The sequence below is a fragment of the Halomonas stenophila genome, assembly GCF_014192275.1.
GTDB classification, from domain to species: Bacteria; Pseudomonadota; Gammaproteobacteria; order Pseudomonadales; family Halomonadaceae; genus Halomonas; species Halomonas stenophila.
The window spans coordinates 183417-208819 of sequence record NZ_JACHXR010000004.1 but is presented as its reverse complement, the minus strand read 5'-3'; the positions used below and the strand labels follow the sequence as shown (position 1 = coordinate 208819).

22 protein-coding genes are annotated in these 25403 nt (G+C 69.0%); 12 read left to right on the top strand and 10 right to left on the bottom strand.

All coding sequences use genetic code 11. The features are described from left to right. Positions 1-94 precede the first annotated feature (94 nt). Positions 95-769 carry a zinc metallopeptidase gene (locus FHR97_RS09395; RefSeq protein ID WP_183383537.1) on the top strand — a complete coding sequence of 225 codons (675 nt, stop codon included), beginning with the start codon at positions 95-97 and terminating at the stop codon, positions 767-769. Positions 770-900: 131 nt separating this feature from the next. On the opposite strand, the gene FHR97_RS09390 is transcribed toward FHR97_RS09395, so the two are convergent. The 4 genes from FHR97_RS09390 to cmoA all read right to left on the bottom strand — a co-directional run bounded on the left by FHR97_RS09390 (position 901) and on the right by cmoA (position 4514). Continuing rightward, positions 901-1152, bottom strand: a complete 252-nt coding sequence (locus tag FHR97_RS09390) for a GlsB/YeaQ/YmgE family stress response membrane protein (RefSeq protein ID WP_183383536.1) — start codon at positions 1150-1152, stop codon at positions 901-903. Positions 1153-1275: 123 nt separating this feature from the next. Continuing rightward, positions 1276-2265, bottom strand: coding sequence for a tRNA 5-methoxyuridine(34)/uridine 5-oxyacetic acid(34) synthase CmoB (gene cmoB, locus FHR97_RS09385; protein ID WP_183383535.1), 990 nt, complete (start codon positions 2263-2265; stop codon positions 1276-1278). 7 nt (positions 2266-2272) lie between these two features. After that, positions 2273-3679: a phospholipase D-like domain-containing protein gene (locus FHR97_RS09380; RefSeq protein ID WP_183383534.1), complete on the bottom strand. Its 1407-nt coding sequence runs from the start codon at positions 3677-3679 to the stop codon at positions 2273-2275. A gap of 94 nt (positions 3680-3773) precedes the next feature. Then, on the bottom strand, positions 3774-4514 hold the full coding sequence (cmoA, locus tag FHR97_RS09375) for a carboxy-S-adenosyl-L-methionine synthase CmoA (RefSeq protein WP_183383533.1): 741 nt from the start codon (positions 4512-4514) through the stop codon (positions 3774-3776). An 83-nt stretch (positions 4515-4597) separates the two neighbouring features. On the opposite strand from cmoA, the gene pgi reads away from it, so the two are divergent. The 5 genes from pgi (at position 4598) to serB (ending at position 12620) form a co-directional block, all read left to right on the top strand. Beyond that, entirely contained in the window at positions 4598-6283 is a 1686-nt protein-coding gene (gene pgi / locus FHR97_RS09370; RefSeq protein ID WP_183383532.1) for a glucose-6-phosphate isomerase, read from the top strand. A 55-nt stretch (positions 6284-6338) separates the two neighbouring features. Continuing rightward, a complete protein-coding gene (locus FHR97_RS09365; RefSeq protein ID WP_183383531.1) occupies positions 6339-6965 on the top strand; it encodes a YqiA/YcfP family alpha/beta fold hydrolase in 627 nt (208 codons plus the stop codon). Positions 6966-7012: 47 nt separating this feature from the next. Further along, entirely contained in the window at positions 7013-8893 is a 1881-nt protein-coding gene (gene parE / locus FHR97_RS09360) for a DNA topoisomerase IV subunit B (protein WP_183383530.1), read from the top strand. Between the two features lie 251 nt (positions 8894-9144). Continuing rightward, a complete protein-coding gene (parC, locus tag FHR97_RS09355; protein WP_183383529.1) occupies positions 9145-11397 on the top strand; it encodes a DNA topoisomerase IV subunit A in 2253 nt (750 codons plus the stop codon). 2 nt (positions 11398-11399) lie between these two features. Continuing rightward, positions 11400-12620: a phosphoserine phosphatase SerB gene (serB, locus tag FHR97_RS09350; protein WP_183383528.1), complete on the top strand. Its 1221-nt coding sequence runs from the start codon at positions 11400-11402 to the stop codon at positions 12618-12620. A gap of 25 nt (positions 12621-12645) precedes the next feature. Here the strand turns inward: serB and FHR97_RS09345 are convergent, their stop codons facing one another. Then, positions 12646-13500 carry an SDR family oxidoreductase gene (locus FHR97_RS09345; protein WP_183383527.1) on the bottom strand — a complete coding sequence of 285 codons (855 nt, stop codon included), beginning with the start codon at positions 13498-13500 and terminating at the stop codon, positions 12646-12648. Between the two features lie 287 nt (positions 13501-13787). Here FHR97_RS09345 and FHR97_RS09340 point away from each other — a divergent pair, with 287 nt between their 5' ends. The 3 genes from FHR97_RS09340 (at position 13788) to leuA (ending at position 17402) form a co-directional block, all read left to right on the top strand. Beyond that, positions 13788-14651, top strand: coding sequence for an ion transporter (locus tag FHR97_RS09340; RefSeq protein ID WP_183383526.1), 864 nt, complete (start codon positions 13788-13790; stop codon positions 14649-14651). Positions 14652-14832: 181 nt separating this feature from the next. Further along, a complete protein-coding gene (locus FHR97_RS09335; RefSeq protein WP_183383525.1) occupies positions 14833-15090 on the top strand; it encodes a TIGR02647 family protein in 258 nt (85 codons plus the stop codon). 605 nt (positions 15091-15695) lie between these two features. Then, entirely contained in the window at positions 15696-17402 is a 1707-nt protein-coding gene (gene leuA / locus FHR97_RS09330; protein WP_183383524.1) for a 2-isopropylmalate synthase, read from the top strand. A gap of 87 nt (positions 17403-17489) precedes the next feature. Here leuA and epmB read toward each other — a convergent pair whose 3' ends face one another. Next, positions 17490-18515 carry an EF-P beta-lysylation protein EpmB gene (gene epmB / locus FHR97_RS09325; protein WP_183383523.1) on the bottom strand — a complete coding sequence of 342 codons (1026 nt, stop codon included), beginning with the start codon at positions 18513-18515 and terminating at the stop codon, positions 17490-17492. A gap of 108 nt (positions 18516-18623) precedes the next feature. Between epmB and efp the strand changes: the two genes are divergently transcribed. Together efp and epmA are read left to right on the top strand one after the other, a co-directional pair. After that, a complete protein-coding gene (gene efp / locus FHR97_RS09320; RefSeq protein ID WP_183383522.1) occupies positions 18624-19190 on the top strand; it encodes an elongation factor P in 567 nt (188 codons plus the stop codon). A gap of 258 nt (positions 19191-19448) precedes the next feature. Beyond that, positions 19449-20423 carry an EF-P lysine aminoacylase EpmA gene (gene epmA / locus FHR97_RS09315; RefSeq protein WP_183383521.1) on the top strand — a complete coding sequence of 325 codons (975 nt, stop codon included), beginning with the start codon at positions 19449-19451 and terminating at the stop codon, positions 20421-20423. A gap of 22 nt (positions 20424-20445) precedes the next feature. On the opposite strand, the gene asd is transcribed toward epmA, so the two are convergent. The 3 genes from asd to rsgA form a co-directional block, all read right to left on the bottom strand. Beyond that, a complete protein-coding gene (gene asd / locus FHR97_RS09310; protein ID WP_183383520.1) occupies positions 20446-21330 on the bottom strand; it encodes an archaetidylserine decarboxylase in 885 nt (294 codons plus the stop codon). Between the two features lie 126 nt (positions 21331-21456). Next, entirely contained in the window at positions 21457-22287 is an 831-nt protein-coding gene (locus FHR97_RS09305; protein ID WP_183383519.1) for a sulfurtransferase, read from the bottom strand. Positions 22288-22322: 35 nt separating this feature from the next. After that, entirely contained in the window at positions 22323-23369 is a 1047-nt protein-coding gene (rsgA, locus tag FHR97_RS09300) for a small ribosomal subunit biogenesis GTPase RsgA (RefSeq protein WP_183383518.1), read from the bottom strand. Positions 23370-23451: 82 nt separating this feature from the next. On the opposite strand from rsgA, the gene orn reads away from it, so the two are divergent. Then, positions 23452-24045, top strand: coding sequence for an oligoribonuclease (gene orn, locus FHR97_RS09295; RefSeq protein ID WP_183383517.1), 594 nt, complete (start codon positions 23452-23454; stop codon positions 24043-24045). Positions 24046-24208: 163 nt separating this feature from the next. On the opposite strand, the gene queG is transcribed toward orn, so the two are convergent. Further along, positions 24209-25321, bottom strand: coding sequence for a tRNA epoxyqueuosine(34) reductase QueG (queG, locus tag FHR97_RS09290; RefSeq protein WP_183383516.1), 1113 nt, complete (start codon positions 25319-25321; stop codon positions 24209-24211). Positions 25322-25403: the final 82 nt, after the last annotated feature.

Sequence of the window (25403 nt, the reverse complement as noted above, 5' to 3'; positions counted from 1 at the left end):
GCCCGCTGCGTATCATGGCCGGAGCGCCTGGCGGGGAAACCGGTGCTGCCAGGCCGGGTCCAATGTCGTATCACCGCTGGCGGAGTCTTCGCCGATGATCCTGTTGGCCATCGTCCTGTTGCTGGCCCTCTTCCTGCTGCCGAATCTCTGGGCCCGGTGGGTGCTCAAGCGACATGGCTTGCCGCGGGCCGACTACCCCGGCACCGGGGGCGAGCTGGCCGAGCACCTGCTCAGGCGGCTCGGGATCGAGGGGGTGAGGGTGGAGATGACCGAGGGCGGTGACCACTACGATCCCCGGGCCCGGCGGGTGCGGCTCGCACGGGAGCACTACGCGGGGCGCTCGCTCACCGCGGTGACGGTGGCGGCCCATGAGGTGGGGCATGCCATCCAGCACCACCAGGGCTATGTGCCGCTGGCGGCGCGCACCCGACTGGTCCAGGTGGCCCAGCGGGCCGAGCAGCTCGGCGCCCTGCTGATGATGGCGGCGCCGGTGCTGCTGGTGGTCACCCGGATGCCCGGCGGCACCCTGCTGCTGGTGCTCGCGGCGGTGCTCAGCTTCGGCACCGCGGCCCTGGTGCACCTGATCACCCTGCCGGTGGAGTGGGACGCCAGCTTCCAGCGTGCCCTGCCGCTGCTCGAGGAATACATCCCGGCCGACGACATGGCCGGTGCCCGCCATGTGCTCACCGCCTGCGCCTTCACCTATGTGGCGGCCTCCCTGGCCAGTCTGCTCAACCTCGGGCGGTGGCTGGCGATCCTGCGGCGCTGAGGTTCCCCCGGAGAGCGGTGCCATGGCCTGTGCCGCGTCGGCGGGGCAGGGGAGAATCGCCGATACGAAGAAGCCGCTCCGGGAGCGGCTTCGTGCATTCTGTCCGGGACGATGCGCCCGGACACCGGGCCTCAGGCCTTCTTGAGCATCCTGTATCCCCCCAGCAGGACGAGGGCACCCACGATGGCCGTGATGAAACTGCCCAGGCTGAAGTCGCCCATGGACCCCATGCCGACCATGGAGCCCAGCCAGCCACCCACGAAGGCGCCGGCGATACCGATCAGGATGGTGACGATGATGCCGCCCGGATCCTTGCCCGGCATGATCCATTTGGCGATGACGCCGGCGATCAGGCCGAAGAGAATCCACGATAGAATGCCCATGCTTGCGCTCCTTGCTTGGCTGTCGGAACCCCCGAGTCTGCCACAGTCCCCGGCCGTGTGGCAGGCGCCATGCCGCAAGAGGGGCGAGCGGCGTGCCGGGACCACGGCGCGGCGGGTCAATGCTCAACGCGGCCGGTTGGCGATCAGCACCGCCCGGCGCGGGGCGGGATACCCCTCGCGGGTCCTCGTCGGGTCGCCGGGGTCGAGGAAGTCGGCCAGCGACTGGAAGGTCATCCAGTCGGTGGCGCGCTGCTCGGCCAGCGAGGTATCGGCCTCGTCCACCACGCGGACGTTGTCGAAACCGCAGCGCTCGAGCCAGCCACACAGGGCAGCGGAGGAGGGCAGGAAGTAGACGTTGGGCATGGCGGCGTAGCGCTCCCCCGGCAGCAGCACCGTGGTGGCGTCGCCCTCGACCACCAGGGTCTCCAGCACCAGCTCGCCGCCCGGTCGCAGCGCGGCCATGAGCTGGCTCAGGTGCTCCAGCGGCGAGGGCCGGTGGTAGAGCACGCCCATGGAGAAGACGCTGTCGAAGAACGCCAGGTCGTCCGGCACGTCCTCGATGCCCACCGGCAGGAAGTGGGTGCGCCCGCCGTCGGCGTCGCCGACGAAGTGGCGCACCGCCTGGAACTGCCAGAAGAAGCGCGGCGAAGGATCGATCACCAGCACGAAGGCGGCGCCGCTGCCGGCCATGCGCCAGGCGTGGTAGCCGTTGCCGCCGCCCACGTCGAGCACCCGGCGCCCGGCCAGGGGGGCCAGGTGAGGGGCCACGCGTTGCCACTTCCAGTCGGAGCGCCACTCGGTGTCGATATGCACGCCGCCGAGCCGGTAGGGCCCCTTGCGCCAGGGCGAGAGCTTGCGCAGCAGGCTCTCGCTCTGCCGGCGTCGCGAGGCATCGAGGCCGACGTCCACCGTCACGCTGTCGGCGTCCAGGTGCACCCGACGTGTCTCGGGCAGCGTCGGCAGCTTGGCCACGGCCTTCTCCCAGGCCGGCAGGTCGCCGTAGCGCCGGCGGTCCAGGCCCCGGGCCAGCTGCGCGGGCAGCCGGGCCAGCCAGGTGTCCAGGCCCTGGGCGACGAAGGCGTGGTAGAGGTCGCGGTGGGGTGTAGTGCTCATGGCTTTCCTAGAAGGTGGACCAGCCGCTGGCCTCCATCAGGCGGTAGCGCCAGTAGCGCCAGAGGGTGGCGTCGTCGTGCTCGGGGAAGGGGCGGCTGTGGAGTTCGCCGTGCCGATTATGCCAGTAGCGGGCGAAGCTTTCCCGCGCCTGGCGAATCACCGGATGGTCGTCGCGGGCCTCCAGTTGGATATTGGCCTCGAAGTTGTGGTCGTCGAGGCTGCGACGGCTGAGATTGGCCGAGCCGATCAGCAGGGTGGCGGGGCGCCCGCCACCGTGGCGCAGCAGCCACTTGCCGTGGGCATGGGTCCGGGCGTTGCCGTTCCAGCGGATGGCCAGCCCCGCTCGGGCCAGCTCTCGGGCCGTCTGGCGGTTGGGGATGCCGGGGCTGGCGCGGCCGAAATGGCTCTCGTTGGGGTCGAGCAGCAGGCGTAGCGTCACGCCGCGACGATGCGCGGCGAGCAGGGCGTGGATCACTCGGCGGTGGGCCAGGTAATAGGCGCATAGCTCGAGCGTCTCGCCGGGCCGCGCCTGGCGGACGATCGTCAGCAGGGCGTCGCGGATGGCCCCCTCGGTGAGCAGTCGCAGGCGGGGCAGGGCGGGGGCAGGGTCGGCGGGAGGCGGCGCCGGGCAGCGTGGCGTGCCGATGAGCCCGGAGCGGCGCGCCAGGGCCAGCTCGCTGTGCAGCAGGTCCAGGGCCGCGGGTCCGGACAGGCGCAGGGCGGCGTTGCGGTAGTCGCGGCTGTCGCTGTCGGCGTTGGCCGAGCTCACCACCGCCTGCCAGCCGTCGCCGTGGTCGACCACCAGGGTCTTGCGGTGGTTGGCGTGGAGGTTGAGCAGCGCCAGGTAGCTGCGCAGGGTGACGCGTCCGGCCCCCAGGGGATTGGGGAGCCAGCCGCCTCGCGGCGAGTTGCCGAGCGGGCGGAACAGGCCGCGCCACAGGGCCGTCCAGCCGGGATTGGGAGCGCGTCCCGGGGTCAGGTCGCAGATGACCGCCCGGATCCCGGCCCGGCGCAGCGCCTCGAGCTGGGGGGCGGGGCATCCGCCATAGCAGTGATTGATGGGGTCGACCAGGACCACCGTCTCGAGCCCCGGTACCTGGGTCTTGCGGCGGATCAGGGCCTGGCAGAGCGAGTGTCCCACGGGGCCGTCGTCGAGCATGAAGAGATCGACCACCACCAGACGGCGGGCCTGGTCGATCAACCGTTGCCACTCGGCGAAGATGGCCTGGTGGCGTTGCAGCTGCCGCCGGGCATCGAGGAAGGTCTCGTCCAGCAGCAGGTCGAGTGCCTCGGCGTGGCGCCAGGAGCCGAGCACGTGCAGGCCCTGGGGCAGCGGCTTGCGACTGTGCCACCAGGCGGTGGCCAGCCAGGCGGTGACGGCGGCCAGCAGCAGGCCGCCGAGCCATGCGCTCATGCACCCTCCCGGGAGCCTGTCGGATGCGGCCTATCGTCACGCGAGTCACGGGGCGGCGTTGCCTCCGCCAGGCTCCTCGCCTCGCCGGTGCGGGTCACTCCTTGAAGGCGATCAGCGAGGCGAAGTTGAGATACTGGAACCAGGTCAGCGAGCGGGCGAAGCCGGCCTTGGCCAGGCGCGCGTGGTGGGCGGCCAGGGTGTCGGGCACCAGGACGTTCTCCAGCGCGGTGCGCTTCTGGCTGATCTCCAGCTCGCTGTAGCCGTTGGCCCGCTTGAAGTCATGGTAGCGCTCCACCAGCCAGGCGTTGTCCTGCTCGTCCTCGGCGACGACCTTTTCCGAGAGCACCAGCACGCCGCCGGGCTCGAGTGCCTCATGGAGGTGGGCGATCACGGCGTCGCGCTCCTCCGGGGCCAGGAACTGCAGGGTGAAGTTGAGCAGGATCATCCCCGAGGGCCGATAGTCGAGGTCGCGGATATCGCCCTCGACCACCGTCAGGGCGTGCTCGGGACATTCGGCGCCCAGCGTCTCCCCGGCCCGCTCCACCATGGCCGGCGAGAGGTCGACCCCGGTGTAGCGGAAGGCGTCCGGCGGCAACTGGCCGGCCAGCGCCAGCCCGGCGGCCCCCAGCGAGCAGCCCAGGTCGTAGACATGGCCACCGTGGCGCAGGTGGCGCCGGGCCAGCGGGCCCAGCATGGCCAGGATCTGGCCGTAGCCGGGCACCGAGCGGCGGATCATGTCGGGGAAGCAGGCCACCACCCGCTCGTCGAACGAAAAGCGCGCCACCCGGTCCAGGGGTGTGGAAAAGATGGCGTCACGGTAAGATGCGTCACTCATAGGCAGGGAATCATGGGCTGGAAGCCCGCCATTCTACGCTCCCCTGTTGTCGGCTGCACGACAGGATGTCCAGGAGGAATTCCATGAGCCATACCCCCATCGACCAGCAGCGGGCCTGGTGTGCCCTGGCCGAGCATGCCGCCGGCATGGGACGCCGGCATCTGCGCGATCTCTTCGTCGAGCAGCCGGGCCGCTTCGAGACCTTCAGCCGCAGCGCGGCCGGCCTGACCCTCGACCTCTCCAAGCAGCGCTGGACCGGCCAGACCCTCGACCTGCTGCTCGACCTGGCCCGTGACGCCGGGGTGCCCGAGGCGATCCGCGGCCTGCTGGCCGGCGAGCGCGTCAACCGCAGCGAGGATCGTCCGGCCCTGCACACCGCCCTGCGCCTGCCCGCCGACGCGCGTCTCGAGGTCGGCGGCGAGGACCTGGTGCCCTCGGTGCATGCCACCCTGGCGCGCATGGCGGAGATGGTCGAGCGCTTCCATGCCGGCCAGTGGCGGGGCGCCACCGGCAAGCCGATCCACGACGTGGTCAACCTCGGCGTCGGCGGCTCCGACCTGGGGCCGCTGATGGTCACCCACGCCCTGGCCGACTACCGGCCCGAGGGCATCCATCGCATCGACGTGCACTTCGCCTCGACCATGGACGGCTCGCAGCTGGCCGACTACCTGACCCGGCTCAATCCCGAGACCACGCTGTTCGTGCTGTCGTCCAAGTCCTTCACCACCATCGATACCCTGTCCAATGCGCGTACCGCGCGGGACTGGCTCAAGTCGCGGCTGCTGGGTGCCGCCGGCGAGGAGGGCGTCGACGAGGCGCTGGTGATGCGTCAGCACTTCATCGGTGTCTCGGCCAGTCCCGAGAAGATGGCCGAGTGGGGCATCGCCGACGACCACCAGCTGGAGTTCTGGGAGTGGGTCGGCGGCCGCTACTCGCTGTGGGGGGCCATCGGCCTGCCCATCGCCCTGGTGGTGGGCATGGAGCACTTCCGTGGCCTGCTGGCCGGCGCCCATGCCATGGATCGCCACTTCAGCGAGGCGGCGCCCGCCGACAACCTGCCCGTGCTGCTGGCGCTCGCCGGCATCTGGAACGTCAACTTCCTGGATATCCGGGCCCACTCGATCCTGCCCTATGACGGGCGGCTGGAGTACTTCGCCGCCTACCTCGAGCAGCTGGAAATGGAGTCCAACGGCAAGTCGGTGACCCACGATGGCGATCAGGTCGGCTATTCCACCTGCCCGGTGCTGTGGGGGCAGCTCGGCCCCAACGCCCAGCATGCCTTCTACCAGCTGCTCCACCAGGGCACCCAGGCCGTGGAGTGCGACTTCATCGCCCCCCGGGTGCGCTACGACGACGTGCCCGATCCGGCCACCCGCGACCACCTGATGGGGCAGCACCGCCTGACGCTGGCCAACTGCTTCGCCCAGTCGCGGGTGCTGATGCTCGGCGACGATGCCATCGAGGAGGACGGGCCGCGGCCGGAGTACAAGCACTACCGGGGCAATCAGCCGTCCAGCACCCTGCTGCTCGACCGCCTGACCCCCGAGACCCTGGGCGCGTTGATCGCCCTCTACGAGCACAAGGTGTTCGTCCAGGCGACCATCTGGGACATCAACCCCTTCGACCAGTGGGGGGTGGAGCTGGGCAAGAAGATCGCCGGCGAGACCCAGCACACCCTGGAGCACCGCACCGGCCTCGAGGGCATGGACGACTCCACCCGCGGCCTGATCGAGGCGGTCTGGTCGGCCGAGGCGGAGCATGGCCGATGAGGCCAGCGCGATCGGGGCGACCCGGTTGGCTGGCCATATATACAGGGGTTAGGGTATGCTGAGTCCCGCCTGCCCGCGCGTGCCGACCACCGGGGTCCTCTACCTGCACGGCTTCAACAGCGGCAGCGCTTCCCCCAAGGCGGCGTTGATGCGAGAGGCCTGCGCGGACCTCGGGCTGCCCTTTGCCACACCGGACCTGCCGCACCGCCCCGACCAGGCGCTGGATGCGGCAACGGCCCGCCTGGCCGAGTTGGGCGAGTACCCGCTGGTGGTGGGCAGCTCGATGGGCGGCTTCCTGGCGACGGTGCTTGCCGAGCGCCACGACCTGCCCGGTGCACTGGTCAACCCGGCGGTGGCCCCCGGGCGCCTGGTGGCGGACTGGGTCGGCGAGGCCTTCGTCAATCCCTACAGCGGCGAGCGCTTCCTGGTCGAGGAGGCCCACCGGCGAGCGCTGGCGGCGATGACGCCGGAGCGCGTCTCGCCGGGGCGCTACCTGCTGCTGCTGGGCACCGCGGACGAGACCCTCGAGGCCGGCGACGCCTTCGCGTTCTACCAGGGGGCCAGGACCGTGCTGCACCCGGGGGGCGATCACGGCTTTGCGGCCCTGGCCGACTACCTGCCGGCGATCCTGGCCCAGGGCGGCCATGCCCTGGCCCCCGGCCGGGTGGCGGCGCGGGACTGAGCGCCGGGGGCAGGCAACGGAATCATGCACAGCAACCGGATGACGTCATGACACAATACAGCGCCAGCTCCATCGAGGTGCTCGCCGGGCTCGAGCCGGTGCGCAAGCGCCCCGGCATGTACACCGATACCTCGCGGCCCAACCACCTGGTCCAGGAGGTCATCGACAACAGCGTGGACGAGGCGCTGGCCGGCCATGCCGGGGCCATCGGGGTGCGACTCTTCGAGGACGGCGGCGTCGAGGTCAGCGACGACGGACGCGGCATGCCCATCGACACCCACCCGGAGCATGGCGTCTCCGGGGTCGAGCTGATCATGACCAAGCTGCATGCCGGCGGGAAGTTCTCGGCCTCGAGCTACCGCTTCTCCGGCGGCCTGCACGGGGTCGGCGTCTCGGTGGTCAACGCCCTGTCCCGGCGCCTCGAGGTGGAGGTGCTCAAGGGCGGGGAGCGCCACGGCATGGCCTTCGAGCACGGCGAGAAGGCCTCGCCCCTGGAAGTGATCGGCTCGGCCGCCAAGCGCGCCACCGGCACCGTGGTGCGCTTCTGGCCGGAGCCCGGCTACTTCGACTCGCCGAAGCTGTCGCTGTCGCGGCTCAAGCACCTGCTGCGGGCCAAGGCGGTGCTCTGCCCGGGGCTCGAGGTCACCCTCACCGAGCCCGACGGCACCCGGAGCGTCTGGCAGTTCGAGGACGGCCTGCGCGACTACCTGGCCCAGACCACCGACGGCTATGAGGTGCTGCCCGCGGCGCCCTTCGTCGGGCACTTCGCCGATGACGAACACGGCGTGGACTGGGCCATCCAGTGGCTGCCCGAGGGTGGCGAGCCGCTGCTCGAGAGCTACGTCAACCTGATCCCCACGCCCCAGGGCGGCACCCACGTCAACGGCCTGCGCTCGGGGCTGCTGGAGGCCCTGCGCGAGTTCTGCGAGTACCGGAGCCTGTTGCCGCGGGGCGTCAAGCTCACCGCCGAGGACCTCTGGGAGCGGGTCGCCTACGTGCTCTCGGTGAAGATGCTCGATCCCCAGTTCGCCGGCCAGACCAAGGAGCGGCTGTCGTCGCGCACCGTGGCCGGCTTCGTCTCCGGGGTGGTCAAGGATGCCTTCTCGCTGTGGCTCAACCACCACGTCGACCAGGGCGAGGCCCTGGCGGAGCTGGTGATCAGCGCCGCCCAGCGCCGCCAGAAGAGCGCCAAGAAGGTGGCGCGCAAGAAGGTCACCTCGGGGCCGGCGCTGCCCGGCAAGCTGGCCGACTGCTCGGGCCAGGACCCGGCCGGCAGCGAGCTGTTCCTGGTGGAGGGCGACAGCGCCGGCGGCAGCGCCAAGCAGGCCCGCAATCGCGAGATCCAGGCGATCCTGCCGCTGCGCGGCAAGATCCTCAACACCTGGGAGGTCGAGTCCCACGACATCTACGGCTCCCAGGAGGTCCACGACATCGCCGTGGCCGTCGGCATGGACCCGGGCAGCGACGACCTCTCCAAGCTGCGCTACCACAAGATCTGCATCCTCGCCGACGCCGACTCCGACGGCCTGCACATCGCCACCCTGCTGTGCGCGCTCTTCGTGCGGCACTTCCCGGCCCTGGTGGACGCCGGCCATGTCTTCGTGGCCATGCCGCCGCTGTACCGCATCGACCTCGGCAAGGAGGTCTTCTACGCCCTCGACGAGAGCGAGAAGGCCGCCATCCTGCGCCAGCTCGAGGGCCGGCGCGGCACCCCCAACGTCCAGCGCTTCAAGGGCCTCGGCGAGATGAGCCCGCTGCAGCTGCGCGAGACCACCATGGCCGCCGAGACGCGCCGGCTGGTGCAGCTGACCCGGGAGGTCGGCGACGGCACCCTGGAGATGATGGACATGCTGCTGGCCAAGAAGCGTTCCGCCGACCGCAAGAGCTGGCTGGAGGACTACGGCAATCTCGCCGAAATCGAGGTCTGACCCGGCTTCGCCGGGAGCTGTAAGCCGTAAGCTTGAAGCTGGAAGAAATACCGAGGCGAGCGGTGCCGGGGACAGCCCGCAGCGGAGGTCCTATGCCATGGATGGCATCGGTAGCGCCCAGGGAAGGGTTTACAGCGCCTCCGCCCAGGGCTGTCGCCGGATAAGCCGCGATTCGAAGCCACGGACTCCGATGAGTTTTCAGTGGGACGATCCCCAAACGATTCCACGATCGTGAATAAGGTCAAATTGCCATGACCATGGATATCCAGGTGGCGGAGGGCGACGTCGAGCGCCTGTCCCTTCGCGAGTACACCGAGAAGGCGTACCTCGACTACTCGATGTACGTCATCCTCGACCGGGCCTTGCCGCACATCGGCGACGGCATGAAGCCGGTGCAGCGGCGCATCGTCTATGCCATGCGCGAGCTGGCGCTCTCGGCCAGCGCCAAGTACAAGAAGTCGGCGCGCACCGTCGGCGACGTGCTGGGCAAGTTCCACCCCCATGGCGACAGCGCCTGCTACGAGGCCATGGTGCTGATGGCCCAGCCGTTCAGCTACCGCTATCCGCTGGTGGACGGCCAGGGCAACTGGGGCAGCCCCGACGACCCCAAGTCCTTCGCCGCCATGCGCTACACCGAGGCGCGGCTGTCCAGGTTCGCCGAGGTGCTGCTCGCCGAGCTCGGCCAGGGCACCGTGGACTGGACCCCCAACTTCGACGGCACCATGCAGGAGCCGGTGGTGCTGCCGGCCCGGCTGCCCCATGTGCTGCTCAACGGCGGCACCGGCATCGCCGTGGGCATGGCCACCGACATCCCGCCGCACAACGTGGGCGAGGTGGTCGAGGCCACCTGCCACCTGCTGCGCCACCCCGAGGCCACCACCACCGACCTGATGGGCTACCTGCCGGGGCCGGACTTCCCCACCGAGGCCGAGATCATTACCCCGCGGGCCGAGCTGCGCAAGGTCTACGAGGCGGGCCGCGGCTCGGTGAAGATGCGCGCCCGCTACACCCGGGAGGAGGGCAACGTGGTGATCACCGCGCTGCCCTACCAGGTCAGCGGCGCCAAGGTGCTCGAGCAGATCGCCGGCCAGATGCAGGCCAAGAAGCTGCCCATGGTCGCCGACCTGCGCGACGAGTCGACCCACGAGGAGCCCACCCGGCTGGTGATCGAGCCGCGCTCCAACCGGGTCGACATCGAGGCGCTGATGGCGCACCTGTTCGCCACCACCGACCTCGAGAAGAACGCCCGCATCAACATGAACGTGATCGGCCTGGACGGCCGGCCACGGGTGCTGGCGCTGCCCGAGCTGCTCGGCGAGTGGCTGCGCTTCCGGCGCAGCACCGTGCGCCGGCGCCTCGAGCATCGCCTGGGCAAGGTCCAGGATCGCCTGCACATCCTCGAGGGCCTGCTTGCCGCCTACCTCAACATCGACGAGGTGATCCGCATCATCCGCGAGGAGGAGGAGCCCAAGGCCGCGCTGATCGAGGCCTTCGGCCTCAGCGACCGCCAGGCCGAGGCGATCCTCGAGCTGCGCCTGCGCCACCTGGCCAAGCTCGAGGAGATGAAGATCCGCGGCGAGCAGGACGACCTCGAGGCCGAGCGGGCGCGACTGGAGGGACTGCTGGGCTCCGAGGCCGCGCTCACCGACCTGATCGAGGAGGAGCTGCGCGCCGCCGCCGAGGACTACGGCGACCCGCGCCGTTCGCCGCTGGTCGAGCGCGAGGAGGCCCGGGCGCTCTCCGAGGTCGAGCTCGTCGGCGCCGACCCGGTCACCGTGGTGCTCTCCGAGAAAGGCTGGATCCGCAGCGCCAAGGGCCATGACATCGACCCGACGGGGCTGTCCTACAAGGCCGGCGACCGCTTCCACCTCGCCGCCCGCGGCAAGACCAACCAGCCGCTGGTGCTGCTCGACGACACCGGGCGCGCCTATAGCCTGACCGCCCACAACCTGCCCAGCGCCCGGAGCCAGGGCGAACCGGTCACCGGGCGGGTCAACGTGGCGGCCGGGGCGCACATGGCCGGCGTGATGCTGGGCCCGCCGGCCACCCGCTACCTGCTGGCCTCGGACGGCGGCTACGGCTTCGTCGCCCGCCTCGAGGCCCTGACCGCCAAGAACAAGTCGGGCAAGGCCGTGCTCTCGGTGCCCAAGGGCTGCAGCGTGGTGCCACCGCTGCTCATCCCCGAGGGCGAGGGCGTGAGCGTGGCGGCGGTCTCCAACGAGGGCCGCCTGCTGGTCTTCCCGCTGGACCAGCTGCCGGAACTCGCCAAGGGCAAGGGCAACAAGATGCTCGACATTCCCGGAGCCCGGGCCGCCCGCCGCGAGGAGTTCCTGCGCGACCTGGCGCTGCTGGCTCCCGGCCAGGCGCTGGTGGTGCACGCCGGCAAGCGCAAGCTGACGCTGAAGGCCGCCGATCTCGACTACTATCGGGGGGAGCGCGGCCGCCGCGGCAGCAAGCTGCCCCGTGGCCTGCAGAAGGTCGATCGCCTGGAGACGGAAGACTGAACATGACACGACGACTACTGATTCGCGCCACCGGCCCGGCCAGGCCCGGCCAGCTGGCCGGCCTGGGTCGGGCCCTGGCGGTCAGCGGCGCGCGACTGCTGGATATCAACCAGAGCGTGACCTTCGGCATCCTCTCGCTGGAGGCCTTGGTGGGGCTCGACCGCGAGGCCGACCTCGAGGGGGCGCTGGCCGCCGCCGGGGACAGCCTCGGCCTGGATGTCCAGGCGATCCAGGTCAGTGCCGAGGATTACCAGCGCTGGAGCGCCCACGCCAGCCAGCCGCGGCTGATCCTCACCCTGCTGGCGCCCCACCTGCCGGCGGGGATCCTCGCCGAGGTGGGGGCGCTGACCGCCGAGCATGGCCTCACCGTGGAGCTGATCCATCGTCTCTCCGGCCGCGAGCCCCTGGACGGCGGCGTGCCCCGCGACCACCACAGCATCCAGGGCGCCTGCGTGGAGTGCTGGCTGCGCGGCGAGGAGGTCGACCTCGACGCCCTGCGCGAGAAGGCCCTGGCGCTGGGCGCCATGCACGGCGTGGATATTGCCCTGCAGGAGGACTCGATCTGGCGCCGTCACCGCCGCCTGGTGTGCTTCGACATGGACTCCACCCTGATCCAGGCCGAGGTGATCGACGAGCTGGCCCGCCGCCACGGGGTCTATGACGAGGTCGCCGAGGTCACCGAGCGGGCCATGCGCGGCGAGCTGGACTTCCAGCAGAGCTTCCGCGAGCGCATGAGCAAGCTGCGTGGCCTCGACGAGTCGGTGCTCGCCGAGATCGCCGAGGCGCTGCCGCTGATGGACGGCCTGGAGCGGCTGATGCATCACCTCAAGCGCCTGGGCTATCGCACCGCCATCCTCTCCGGTGGCTTCACCTACTTCGCCCGCCATCTGCAGGACAAGCTGGGCTTCGACGAGGTGCATGCCAATGAGTTGGTCATCGAGGATGGCAAGGTGACCGGCGAGGTCCGCGAGCCGATCATCGACGCCGACCGCAAGGCCGAACTGCTGCACGAGATCGCCGAACGCGAAGGGCTGACCATGGAGCAGACCATCGCCGTGGGCGACGGCGCCAACGACCTCAAGATGCTGGCCTCGGCGGGGCTCGGCATCGCCTTCCGCGCCAAGCCGCTGGTCCGGCAGCAGGCCCGGCACTCCATCTCCACCCTGGGGCTGGACGCCGTGCTCTACCTGATCGGCTACCGGCAGGGTGACCTGGAGGCCTAGGCGCTCGGGGCCAGCCGGCGGCGTCTCAGGTGTTCAGCACCACGCCGCCGTTGAGGTGGAGGGTCTGACCGGTCATGTAGGACGACTCCTCACAGGCGAGATAGACATAGGCGGGACCCAGCTCCGCGGGTTCGGCTGGCCGGTTCATGGGCACCTGACCACCGAACCCGGCGACCTTCTCCTCGGAGAAGCTCGCCGGGATCAGGGGCGTCCACACCGGGCCCGGGGCGACCGCATTGACTCGGATGCCCCGGCCTACCAAGGACACGGCCAGCGAGCGTACCAGGCCCTGGATGGCGCCCTTGGTGGCGGAGTAGTCGATCAGGGTGTCGTTGCCCTTGAAGGCATTGATCGATGAGGTGGCGATGATGGTATCGCCTTCCTGCAGATGCGGAAGCACGGCCTTGACCAGATAGAAGTGGCTCAGGACATTGGTCCGGAAGGTCTGCTCCAGCTGGTCGTCGGGAATCTCCGTGATGTCATGCCAGTCGTGCTGCTCGGCGGCGTTGTTGACCAGGATATTGACCTTACCGAAGGTGTCCAGGGTTCGGTCGACAATGTCCCGGCAGACGCCAGGCGTGCCGATATCCCCTTGGAGCACCAGGCAGCGTCGGCCCTCGGCCTCGACCAGTCGGCGTGTCTCTTGAGCGTCCTGGTCCTCCTCGAGATGAACGACGACAGTGTCCGCGCCCTCGCGGGCATAGTGAACCGCCACGGAACGGCCGATGCCGCTGTCACCGCCGGTGATGATCGCGACCCTGTCGAGGAGCTTTCCCGTGCCTCGATAGGTAGCGCGAATGACCGATGGGGTGGGGCTCATGCGACCTTCGCGGCCCGGCTGTCGCTGCTGGTGCTGCGGGGGCTGGTGTTGCTCACTCATCGGACAGGACTCCTTCCCGGGTTTCCGTGATGGGGGGCGCCATGGATCGGCCGAGAGAGGTGCCATGGGCGATTCACGTGGACACTCTTGAAGGTGTAGAGGGTCCTGGAGTCGACTGCAAAAGACATGGCGTAAGACTTGGTTGCACGGTGTGTGTTTCGGTATCAGCGGGTAAGGCGTAGGGGCCCTTTGCTTTGCTGGGCTCCCCCGATCGAATAATCGCTAGAATTGTCCCGTCATCGCACGGACTACGCGGCCTTCTCCTCTACCTTGTCGGTCGATATATCATGAATGCTACCTTCGCCACCTGGCACCACCATTTCGAACAGCCGCGCGCCAACAAACTGGTCGAGACCGCGGTCATCGCCATCATCCTTTTCTCGGCGCTGCTCATCGGGGCCAAGACCTACGAGGAGACGACACGCCTCGAACAGTGGTTGCTGGTCCTGAATACGTCGATCACGGTGTTCTTCTTGGTCGAGATCCTGATCCGCATGGCCGCCGAGAAGCGCCTGCGGAACTTCTTCCGCCAGGGCTGGAACGTCTTCGACTTCGTGATCGTCATGGCCAGCCTGGTGCCCCTGGATAAATCGGATATGGTGCTGCTGGCGCGGCTGCTGCGCATCTTCCGGGTGCTGCGCCTGGTGTCGCTGATCCCCGAGCTGCGGGTGCTGATGGCGGCGTTGGTCAAGTCGATTCCGCGCATGGGGTACGTGGCCCTGCTGATGTTCATCATCTTCTACATCTACGCGGCGGTCGGCAGCTTCCTGTTCGCCGACATCGACGACTTCCTGTGGGGCAATATCTCGGCCGCCTTGCTGACGCTGTTCCGGGTGGCCACCTTCGAGGACTGGACCGACGTGATGTACGCCACCCAGGAAGCCTACGCCTGGAGCTGGCTCTACTATCTGACCTTCATCTTTCTGACGGCCTTCATCTTCCTGAACATGATGATCGGCATCGTGCTCGACGTGATGCAGAGGGAGAGCGTGGAGATCGAGATCGAGAACGGAGAAGGGGAGGCGGCGGAGCTGCATGGGCTGCGCGCCGACGTCCATGAATTGCGCGATCAGCTGACGCGGATGGAGCGCCTGCTGCAGGCGCAGGGGGCAGGGCTATCGCAGTTGGACCAGGCGAGGGGGCGCCGGTGACAGGTCGTAGAGGGGTCACAGCGTCCCCTCGTCGGACCGGCGCTCCGGGACCTGTCGACGGATCAGCCCTGAGCGATAACGCTAACTGCGATAGCCCTGGCGTGAGGCGTTTTTCCCTGGCGCCGCATCGCCAGCCGCGGTAGCGTCGGGGGACGCCCACTAGCATGCCAAGGAACGCGCCATGACCCAGCCTCGCTATACCCCGGAACTGCTCGACGAGCTCAACGTGCTCGGCCTGTTCAGCCCGGTCAACCACCAGGAGGGCATCAAGGTGCACTCGAGCGCCGAACCGTCGATGATCGCCGCCACCCAGCGGCTGTATCGCAAGGGCCTGGTGACCCAGGCCGATGGCGGCTACCTGACCGTCCTGGGCCAGGAGGCGGCCGATCATGCCCGTGACCTGCTGACCCTGCTCGGCGCGGCGGAGGTGACCACCTGAGCCTCGCCCGGCCGGCACAGGGCAATCGCAGTTGGCTCTGGCGAGGGGCGCCGGGGACTGGTCATAGAGGGGGTCCTACGCCAGGGGTGAGGAGCACTGCTTGAACGGGCTGGCCAGGGATGGCCAGCACCGGCCCTGCAAGCGGCGCAGGATGCGAGAGCGCCCCAGGGCGTCGGTAGCGCCCATGGAGGGGTTCACAGCGCCCCTCGCAGACCTGTTCACGGATCAGCCCCGAGCGACAATGTGAACTGTGATAGCCCTGCCGCCCGGCAGGCGAAAGTTGACAAGCCGCGCCCGGCCTGATTCTCTAGGGGCATGAACATGACATCGTACGACCTCGTTCTCGACCTACGACTACTAGCCCGCCGCTGAGCGCGCCGGGTGATGCCGTCTGCATCGCCCACCTGTCACGGTCGAATCGAGGTTGTCACATGTCCACTACCGTCCCTGCCATTGCCATGACCATCGTCCCCATTTCCGGGTCTCGCGCCGTCCGCCGTACGGGCGCGATGCCGATGGTCGACACCGTACACTGCGACGACGCCCCGCCTGCCCCCCGGCAGGCGGGGCGTCGTCGTTTCTGACTGCCGCCGGAGAACGCCACCATGATGCTCGACAACCCTTCCACCAAGTACCGTCCCTTCGTGGCCGTCGACCTGCCCGACCGCCAGTGGCCCAACCGGCGTATCGAGACGCCGCCCCAGTGGTGTGCCGTCGACCTTCGTGATGGCAACCAGGCGCTGATCGACCCGATGGATCAGGAGCGCAAGCAGCGCTTCTTCGATCTGCTGGTGAAGATCGGCTTCAAGCAGATCGAGGTGGGCTTCCCCTCGGCCTCCCAGACCGATTTCGACTTCGTGCGCTCGCTGATCGACAACGACAAGGTCCCGGACGACGTGCACATCCAGGTGCTGACCCAGGCGCGCCCGCACCTCATCGATCGCACCTTCGAGGCGCTCAAGGGCGCGAAGAACGCCATCGTCCACGTCTACAACGCCACCGACCCGGTGTTCCGCCGCGTGGTGTTCAACGTCAACCAGGCCGAGTGCATCCAGATCGCCGTGGACGCCACCACGCGGATCCGCGAGCACATGGTGGCGGCGCCGGAGACGAACTGGACCTTCCAGTATTCCCCGGAGCTGTTCTCCACTACCGAGATGGACTTCGCCGTGGAGATCGTCGATGCGGTGGAGGCGACCTACGGCGGCAGCGTCGACAAGCCGATGATCGTCAACCTGCCGGCCACGGTGGAGTGCGCGACCCCCAACAACTACGCCGACCAGATCGAGTGGTTCTGCCGCCACGTCCAGCACCGTGACCACCTGATCGTCAGCCTGCACCCCCATAACGATCGGGGTACCGGGGTGGCCGCGGCGGAACTGGCCGTGATGGCCGGCGCCGACCGCGTCGAGGGCTGCCTGTTCGGCAACGGCGAGCGCACCGGCAACGTCGACCTCGTCACCCTGGCCATGAACCTCTACACCCAGGGCGTCCACTCGGGGCTCGACTTCTCCAACATCACGCCGATCATGCGCGAGGTGGAGTACTGCAACCAGCTGCCGGTGCACCCGCGCCACCCCTATGTGGGGGACCTGGTGTTCACCGCCTTCTCCGGCTCCCACCAGGACGCCATCAAGAAGGGCATGGCGGCGCGCCGCGAGAATCCGGACGGCGTCTGGGAGGTGCCCTACCTGCCCATCGACCCGCTGGACGTGGGCCGCAGCTACGAGGCGGTGATCCGCGTCAACAGCCAGTCCGGCAAGGGCGGCATCTCCTACCTGCTGGAGCAGGAGCACGGCATCGAGCTGCCGCGCCGGCTGTCCATCGAGTTCAGCCAGGTGGTACAGGAGGTCGCCGACCGGCTGGGCAAGGAGATCACCTCCGAGATGATCTACCAGGCCTTCGTCGACGAGTATCTCGAGCAGCGCGAGCCCTTCGCCCTGATCAGCCACCGCATGTCCTCCGAGCCGGACAGCCCCACGGTGACCCTCGAGGCCACCATCGAGGAGCGTGGCGCGCGGCGCACCATCCAGGGCCAGGGCAACGGCCCGCTGGCGGCCTTCATCAAGGCCCTGGCCGCCGAGGGGCATGACGTGGAGATCATCGACTACCACGAGCACTCCCGCGGCCAGGGCGCCGATGCCGAGGCCATCGCCTACGTGGAGGTGCGCGTCGGCGGCGAGGCGGTGTTCGGCGTGGGCACCGACGAGAGCATCACCAGCGCCTCCATCAAGGGCGTGATGAGCGCCATCAACCGCAAGCTCTCCACCGAGGCCCCGGCGCCGAACGTCACCGTCGAGACCTTAGCCTGAAGCCTGAAGCCTAAAGAAAAGACACCCCCACCGAAGGCCTCGGTGGGGGTGTCTTCATTGGGGCTGACATCACACTGTTTTTCCAGCTTACAGGGGTGTCTTGCTGGCCTCGCCGGGAATCTCGCGGACCAGGGTCGGCATCAGGAAGCCCGGCAGCCGCGTGCGCAACTTGTCGACCAGCTCGCGGGCCTCGGCGTCGTCCACCTCGAAATGGGCGGCGCCGGCCACCGGGTCGAGCACATGCAGGTAGTAGGGCAGCACGCTCGCCTCGAAGAGCCGCTCGGACAGCTCGGCGAGGGTGTCGACGTCGTCGTTGACGCCGCGCAGCAGCACGCTCTGGTTGAGCAGGGTCACGCCGGCCTCGCGCAGCCGCCTGCAGGCATCGATCACCGCGTCGTCGATTTCCTGGGCGTGGTTGATATGCAGCACCATGACCGCCTGCAGGCGGGTGCCGCCGAGCCATTCGAGCAGGGCAGCGTCGATGCGGTCGGGGATCACCACCGGCAGCCGGGTGTGGATGCGCAGCCGCTTGAGGTGGGGAATGGCCGCCAGGCGCTCCACCAGCCAGGCCAGCTGGCGGTCGCTGGCCGCCAGGGGATCGCCGCCGGAGAGGATGGCCTCGCGGATGGAGCCGTCGCCGCGCAGGTACTCGAGGGTCTCGTCCCACTGGCGCCGGGAGGGCGCGTTCTCCTCGTAGGGGAAATGGCGGCGGAAGCAGTAGCGGCAGTTCACCGCGCAGGCGGGGCTGGCGATCAGCAGCACCCGGCCGGCGTACTTGTGGATCAGCCCGCGCCTGGGGCTGTGGTCAACCTCCTCCAGGGGATCGGTGACGTAGCCGGGGGTCGCCCGGGCCTCCGCGTCGAGCGGCAGCACCTGGCGCAGCAGCGGGTCATGCGGGTCGCCGGGGCGAATGCGCGCCAGGTAGGCCTCGGGCACGCGCACCGCGAAGAGCCCGTGGCCGGTCTCGGCCCCGGGCCACCAGGCCGGCGCCAGGCCCAGGCGCCGGCACAGCTCCCGGGGATCGCGGACGGCACCGCTGAGCTGCGCCTGCCAGTGGCCGGCGGCAGCCTCGGGCGCCTGACGCTGCAAAGGGACGGGGCTTCGGGTTATCATGCGACACACCAGTCAATGCGGGCGAGGGCGAGGCCCTCGACGAAGATCATCTTGCATCGCGCCCCCCCGGTCACGGCCGGCGGCGCGCTCGAATATGGGTAAAGCAACATGGCGAACTATTCTACCAACGAATTCAAGGGCGGTCTGAAGGTCATGCTGGACGGTGACCCCTGCACCATCGTCGAGAACGAATTCGTCAAGCCGGGCAAGGGCCAGGCCTTCAGCCGCGTCAAGCTGCGTAACCTGATGACTGGCCGAGTCTGGGAGCGGACCTTCAAGTCCGGCGAATCCCTGGAGGGCGCCGACGTCCTCGAGCTGGAGATGGAGTACCTCTACAACGACGGCGAGATGTGGTACTTCATGCTCACCGACGGCTCCTTCGAGCAGTACCCGGTGGAGAAGAAGGCCCTGGGCGATACCGAGAAGTGGCTCAAGGAGCAGGTCGCCTACACCGTGACCCTGTGGAACGACAACGTCATCAACGTCACCCCGCCGAACTTCATCGAGCTCGAGGTCACCGAGACGGACCCGGGCCTCAAGGGCGACACCGCCCAGGGCGGCTCCAAGCCGGCGACCCTGTCCTCCGGCGCCGTGGTGCGCGTGCCGCTGTTCATCAACGAGGGCGAGGTGCTGAAGGTCGATACGCGGACCGGCGAGTACGTCTCCCGCGCCTGATCGTACTGAGCTACGAGCTACGAGCTACGAGCTACGAGCTACGAGCTACGAGCTACGAGCTACGAGCGGCGAAGGGGCGAAGGGGCGAAGGGGACAGGGCATAGCGGACCTCTTTTTCAGGGATGAAAAAGCTAGCGCCCAGGGAAGGGTTCACAGCGTGTCCGCGCCGGCCTGGCGCCGACAAGCCGCGATCCCGAGCCGAGCAATGAAGGCCATGCTGACCCGGCGTGGCCTTCGTCTTTTCTGGAGGAGTCCTCGATGGCCATCGACTGGCGCCCCACCGCCGAGATCGCGACCCTGCGCGAGCGGGCGCGGCTGATCGGCGAGGTGCGGGCCTTCTTCGCCGAGCGCGGCGTCTGGGAGGTGGAGACCCCCGTGCTCGGCCACGGCGGCAGCACCGACGTGCACCTGGCCTCGCTTTCCTGCGAGGCGACCACGCCGTCGGGCCGGGAGCGGCTCTGGTTGCAGACTTCCCCGGAGTTCCACATGAAGCGCCTGCTGGCCGCGGGCAGCGGGCCGATCTTCCAGATCGCCCGCAGCTTCCGCGACGGCGAGGTGGGGGGCCGGCACAACCTCGAGTTCAGCATGCTGGAGTGGTACCGCCCCGGGCTGGACCTGGATGGCCTGATCGAGGAGACCGCGGCCCTGATCCGCCGGCTCCTGCCGGGCGATCCCGGCCCGACGCGCCGTCGCCGCTATCGCGAGCTGTTCCGCGAGCAACTGGCCATCGATCCCTTCACCGTCGACTTGCCCGAGCTGCGCCGCCTGGCGGGCGAGCGGGGCGGGCTCGACATGGGCGATGCGCCCCGCGACGATTGCCTGGATCTGCTGATCAGCCTCGCCATCGAACCGCATCTCGGACGAGACGGTATCGACGTGGTGGTCGACTACCCGGCCAGCCAGGCGGCCCTGGCCCGACGCCACCGGGACGTCGAGGACGGGGAGTGGGTGGCCTCGCGCTTCGAGGTCTACCGGGACGGCCTGGAACTCGCCAACGGCTACGACGAGTTGACCGATGGCGACGAGCAGCGCCTGCGCTTCGCGGAAGACAACGCCGCCCGCCGCGCCCTGGGCCTGCCCGAGGTGGACGTCGACCAGCGCCTGCTGGCGGCCCTGGCCGCCGGCATGCCCGAGGGCAGCGGCGTGGCCCTGGGCCTCGACCGCCTGATCCAACTGGCCCTGGGCAAGGCGAGCGTGGCCGAGGTGATGGCCTTCGCCACCCCCAGCGCCTAGCCGACCCCCGAGGCTCTTGCCGTCAGGAAGGGCTCGAGATCTCTGCCTGGCGAGGCGTGGCACTCCGCTTCTCGTCGAAGGCGCCCAGCCGCTGGCCCATGCGCACCTTGCCTTCCACCTCGAGGGGGTCGAAGGCGACCGGCTCGGCGAAGGCCATCACCACCGTGGAGCCGAGCTTGAAGCGGCCCATCTCCTCGCCCTTCTCCAGGCGCACCGGGGTGTCGAAGCGGATGCGCTGCACGCCGTCTCGGGGCAGGGGCGTGATCTGGCCGGCCCACACCGTTTCGATGGCGGCGACGATCATGGCGCCGACCAGCACCAGGGCCATGGGGCCGTGCGCGGTGTCGAAGTGGCAGACCAGCCGCTCGTTGCGGGCAAAGAGGTTGGGCACGTGATGGGTGGTGGCGGCGTTCACCGAGAACAGCCGTCCGGGCACGTAGACCATCTCGCGCAGGGTCCCCCCGAGCGGCATATGCACGCGATGGTAGTCGCTCGGCGAGAGGTAGACGGTGGCGAAGCTGCCATCGTGGAAGCGGGCGGCGGCCTCGAGGTCGCCGCCCAGCAGGTCGGCGGCGGTGAAGTCGTGGCGCTTGGCCTGGATCAGCCGGCCATGGCCGATGGCACCGAACTGCGAGAGGGTGCCGTCGGCGGGGGAGACCAGCCCCTCGCCGAGGGGCCTGGCGCCGTCCTTCAGCGGCCGGGTGAAGAAGGCGTTGAAACTCGGGTAGGCGCCGGGATCGGGCTCGTGGGCCTCGCCCATGTCGACCTTGAACTGGCGGATAAAGGCGCGGATGGCGAGGGCCTTGACCCAGGGCACTCGGCAGTCGGCGAGCCGGCCGATCAGCCGCGAGAGCAGGTGATGGGGCAGCGGGTACTGGATCAGGGCAAACAGCTTGGCTAGGGTCACGAAGGAGTCATTCCTCAAGGCGGAAGTTGGAGGAAAGAAGAGGGAAGAAGGAAGAGGAGAGCCTGGCCCTTCCAGGTGCGAAGCACCGATCTTCCTTCTTCAAGCGGCGCAGCCGCGTCTTCCCGCTTATTTTTCGATCGGCGTATCGTCGCGGTTGCCCCATTCCTGCCAGGAGCCGGCATAGCCGCGCATCCTCTCGAATCCCAGTGCTTTGCCCACCAGCCAGGTGAAGCCGCTGCGGTGGTGGCTCTGGCAGTGGGTGACCACTTCCATGTCCGGCGTCAGGCCCAGGGCCTCGAGTTCGGTGATCAGCTCCGCATAGTCGCGCAGGCGCAGGTCGCGGTCCCTGTCCATGGCGTCGGTCCAGTCGAGGTTGACCGCCCCGGGGATATGGCCGAGCCGCTTGTTGTCGCCCTTCTCGCCGTCGTATTCGGCCCGGGAGCGGGCATCCCAGACGGCGAAGCCCTTCTCGCCCAGCCGTTCGACGAGCTCGGCCCGCTCGATGGCCACCTCGGGATGGAGGATCTCGGCCTCGTAGTCGCTGGGCGTCGGCTCGGTGGTCTCGGTGGACAGCGGCAGGCCGGCCCCGCGCCAGGCGTGCAGGCCGCCGTTGAGGTAGGAGTAGCGGGTATGGCCGATCAGCTCCAGGGTCCACAGCAGCCGGCCGGCCCAGCCGCCGCCCTCGTCGTCGTAGGCCACCACGTGGGTGTCCCGGGTCAGGCCCAGCGACGAGAACAGCTTCGACAGGGCGGCTTCGTCGGGCACCTCGTTGGGCACCTCGCCCACGCCACGCAGCAGGCGCTTGAAGTCCAGGAAGACGGCACCCGGCACATGGCCCTGGGCATGGCTCTCGGCCTTCAGCGGCACGTCGATGACCAGCAGGGAAGGGGCGTCCAGGTGCTCGGCGAGCTGCTCGGGCTCGACGATCAGCGGCAGCAGGTTGGCTTCGGAACTCATGGCGCTCTCCTCACTCGGGGTATTTCGTCTTTATCTCAAGTCTCGTCGAGACTGTCGACGATGCGTCGGTAGCTGGCGAAGCGGTCGGCATGGATCCTGCCTTCATCCACGGCCTCGAGCAGTGCGCAGCCCGGTTCCTGGCGATGACGGCAGTCGCGGAAGCGACAGTGCCCGAGTAGGTCGCGGAACTCGATGAAGCCCTCGGCCACCTGGCCCTCGTCCAGGTGGGTCAGGCCGAACTCGCGGATCCCCGGGGAGTCGATCAGCGCGCCGTCCGCGAGCGGCGCCTGGAACGCGCCCGTGGCGGGGCGAGGGAGGACGTAGAGTCGTGCCGTGGTGGTGGTGTGGCGTCCCTTTCGCGAGTCCTCGGACAGCGCCCCGATGCGCAGCTGCTCATCGGGCAGCAGGCGGTCGATGAGCGAGGACTTGCCCACCCCGCTCTGGCCGACGAACACCGAGGTGCGCCCGGCGAGGCGCGCATGCAGGGCGTCGAGGCCATCCGCCCGGGCGGTGGTGGTGGTGACCACCGGGTAGCCGAGGGTCTCGTAGCGCGCCAGCAGCGCGCGCAGGGAGCCGCCGTTCGCCGGCAGCAGGTCGATCTTGTTGAGCACCAGCACCGGGGCGATCCCGGTGGCCTCGGCGGCCACCAGGTAGCGATCGATGAGGTTGGCGTGGGGCTCGGGCTCCACGGCGAAGACGATCAGGATCTGGTCGATGTTGGCGGCCACCGGCTTGAGCTGGCCCCGGGCATCGGGACGCTCCAGCACGCTGTCGCGCGTGCCGCGGGCCACCACCACGCCACTGCCGTCCTGGCCGGCCCGCCAGATCACCCGGTCGCCGGTGACCAGCCCTTCCAGGTTGGCGCGCAGGTGGCAGCGCACCGGCTCCCCGCCGTCGGCGGGGGCCACTTCCAGGGTGCGCCCGAAGTGGGCGGTCACCCGGCCCTGCCGTTCGGGGCCGTATTCCCCGGCGGCGAGCTTCTCGGCGTCCTGGTCGCCACGCTTCTCGGCGCGCCTGGCCCGCTCGGCCTGGATCTTCTCGATGCGCCAGCGCTGCTGGCGGCTCAACTTGCGTTTGCTCATGATGGCCCGGAGGTCGGTACAATGGCGGCATTGTACTCACCAACGGGCCCGGCTGTCGTCAGCCTCCCGACAAGGATCCCCCATGGCCGAAAACCAAGAGAACCAAGATCCCCGTAGCCAGCGCCTGATCTGGATCGACCTGGAGATGACCGGGCTCGACCCCAACCGCGAGCGCATCATCGAGGTGGCCACCCTGGTCACCGACGCCGACCTCAACGTCGTGGCCGAGGGCCCGGTGCTCGCCGTGCACCAGCCCGACGGCCTGCTCGAGGCCATGGACGACTGGAACCAGAAGACCCACGGCGCCTCGGGACTGGTCAAGCGGGTCAAGGAGAGCCGCATCAATACCGCCGAGGCCGAGCGCCGCACGCTCGCCTTCCTCAACGAGCACGTGGCACCGAACAGCTCTCCCATGTGCGGCAACAGCGTTCACCAGGACCGCCGCTTCCTGGAACGCGAGATGCCCGAGCTGCTGGCCTTCTTCCACTACCGCAACCTGGATGTCTCGACGCTGAAGGAGTTGGCCAAGCGCTGGAATCCCGGGGCCCTGGTCGGCTTCGGCAAGCGCAACGTCCACCTGGCCATGGACGACATCAAGGAGTCCATCGCCGAGCTGGCCCATTACCGCCGGACCTTCCTGCGGCTGGAGGATGAGAAGAGCGACGAGGAAGAATGAGCCCGGACTTCGTCCGGGAGCTATAAGCTTTAAGCTGTAAGAAAGAACCGTTGCCATCGGTGAGCCTGATGGCAACCGTAACGGCTTACGGCTATGAGCAGGATCGGCATGGCGGATCGGTGGATGCGCTGACGCTTATCCCCCCTAAGCCACTCCTCACTCCTTACCCCTCACCCGTGACGGCGATCAGCCGTTGGCGCTTCTCCCGCTGGCGCGCCAGCGCCCAGCGCACGTGCTCGCGGACCAGGTCCGAGGGGTAGGGCAGGCGGGCGCGCAGGGCGGCCTCCACGGCCTCGCTCCAGGGCGCATTGCCGAGCCCCACCGCCAGGTTGCGCAGCCAGCGCTCGTAGCCGATGCGCCGGATCGGGCTGCCGGCGGTCTTGTCCAGGAACTCCTCCTCGCTCCAGGCGAACAGCGCCGTCAGGTCGGCCCGGTCCAGGTCGTGGCGGGGCGCGAAGTCGTCCTCCCGGCTGGCTCGGGTGAAGCGAGTGAAGGGGCAGACCAGTTGGCAGTCGTCGCAGCCGAACACCCGGTTGCCCATGGCGGTGCGGAACTCCTCGGGGATGGGCCCGAACAGTTCGATGGTGTGATAGGAGATGCAGCGCCTCGCATCGACGACCCTGTCCTCGACGATGGCATCGGTGGGACAGGCCGTGCGGCAGGCGCTGCAGCTGCCACAGTGCTCGCCCTCGAAGGGCGCGTCCACGGGCAGCGGCAGGTCGGTGTAGAGTTCGCCCAGGAAGAACAGCGAGCCGGCCCGGGGGTTGAGCAGCATGGCGTTCTTGCCGACCCAGCCGAGGCCGGCCTTGCGCGCCAGGGCCCGTTCCATCACCGGGGCGGAGTCGACGAAGGCCCGGTAGCCGAAGGGGCCGACCGCGTCCTCGATCTGCCCGGCCAGCCTCGCCAGGCGCTTGCGCATCAGCTTGTGGTAGTCGCGCCCCACCGCGTAGCGCGATACATAGGCCTTCTCCGGCCGGGCGAGCATTCGGGTCGTCTCCACCTCGGCGGGCAGATAGTCCAGGCGCACGCTGATCACCCGCACCGTGCCCGGCACCAGTTCCTCCGGGCGCGTGCGCTTGGTGCCATGCCTGGCCATGAAGCCCATCTCGCCGTGGTGGCCGGCATCGAGCCAGCGCTGCAGGCGGGCCTCGTCCTCGGCGAGGTCGACATCGGTGATGCCCACCTGCTGGAAGCCGAGCTCGCGGCCCCAGGTCTTGATCAGCTCGGCCAGGTGATGCGGGTCGGGCGCGTCGCCGGCGGGAGACGGCTGGGTCATGATCGAGAAAACACCATGCAGGAAAGCGCCGCGACGCTTGGCGTCGGGCGGGGGAAGACGACACACTCATGGTAAAGCATCG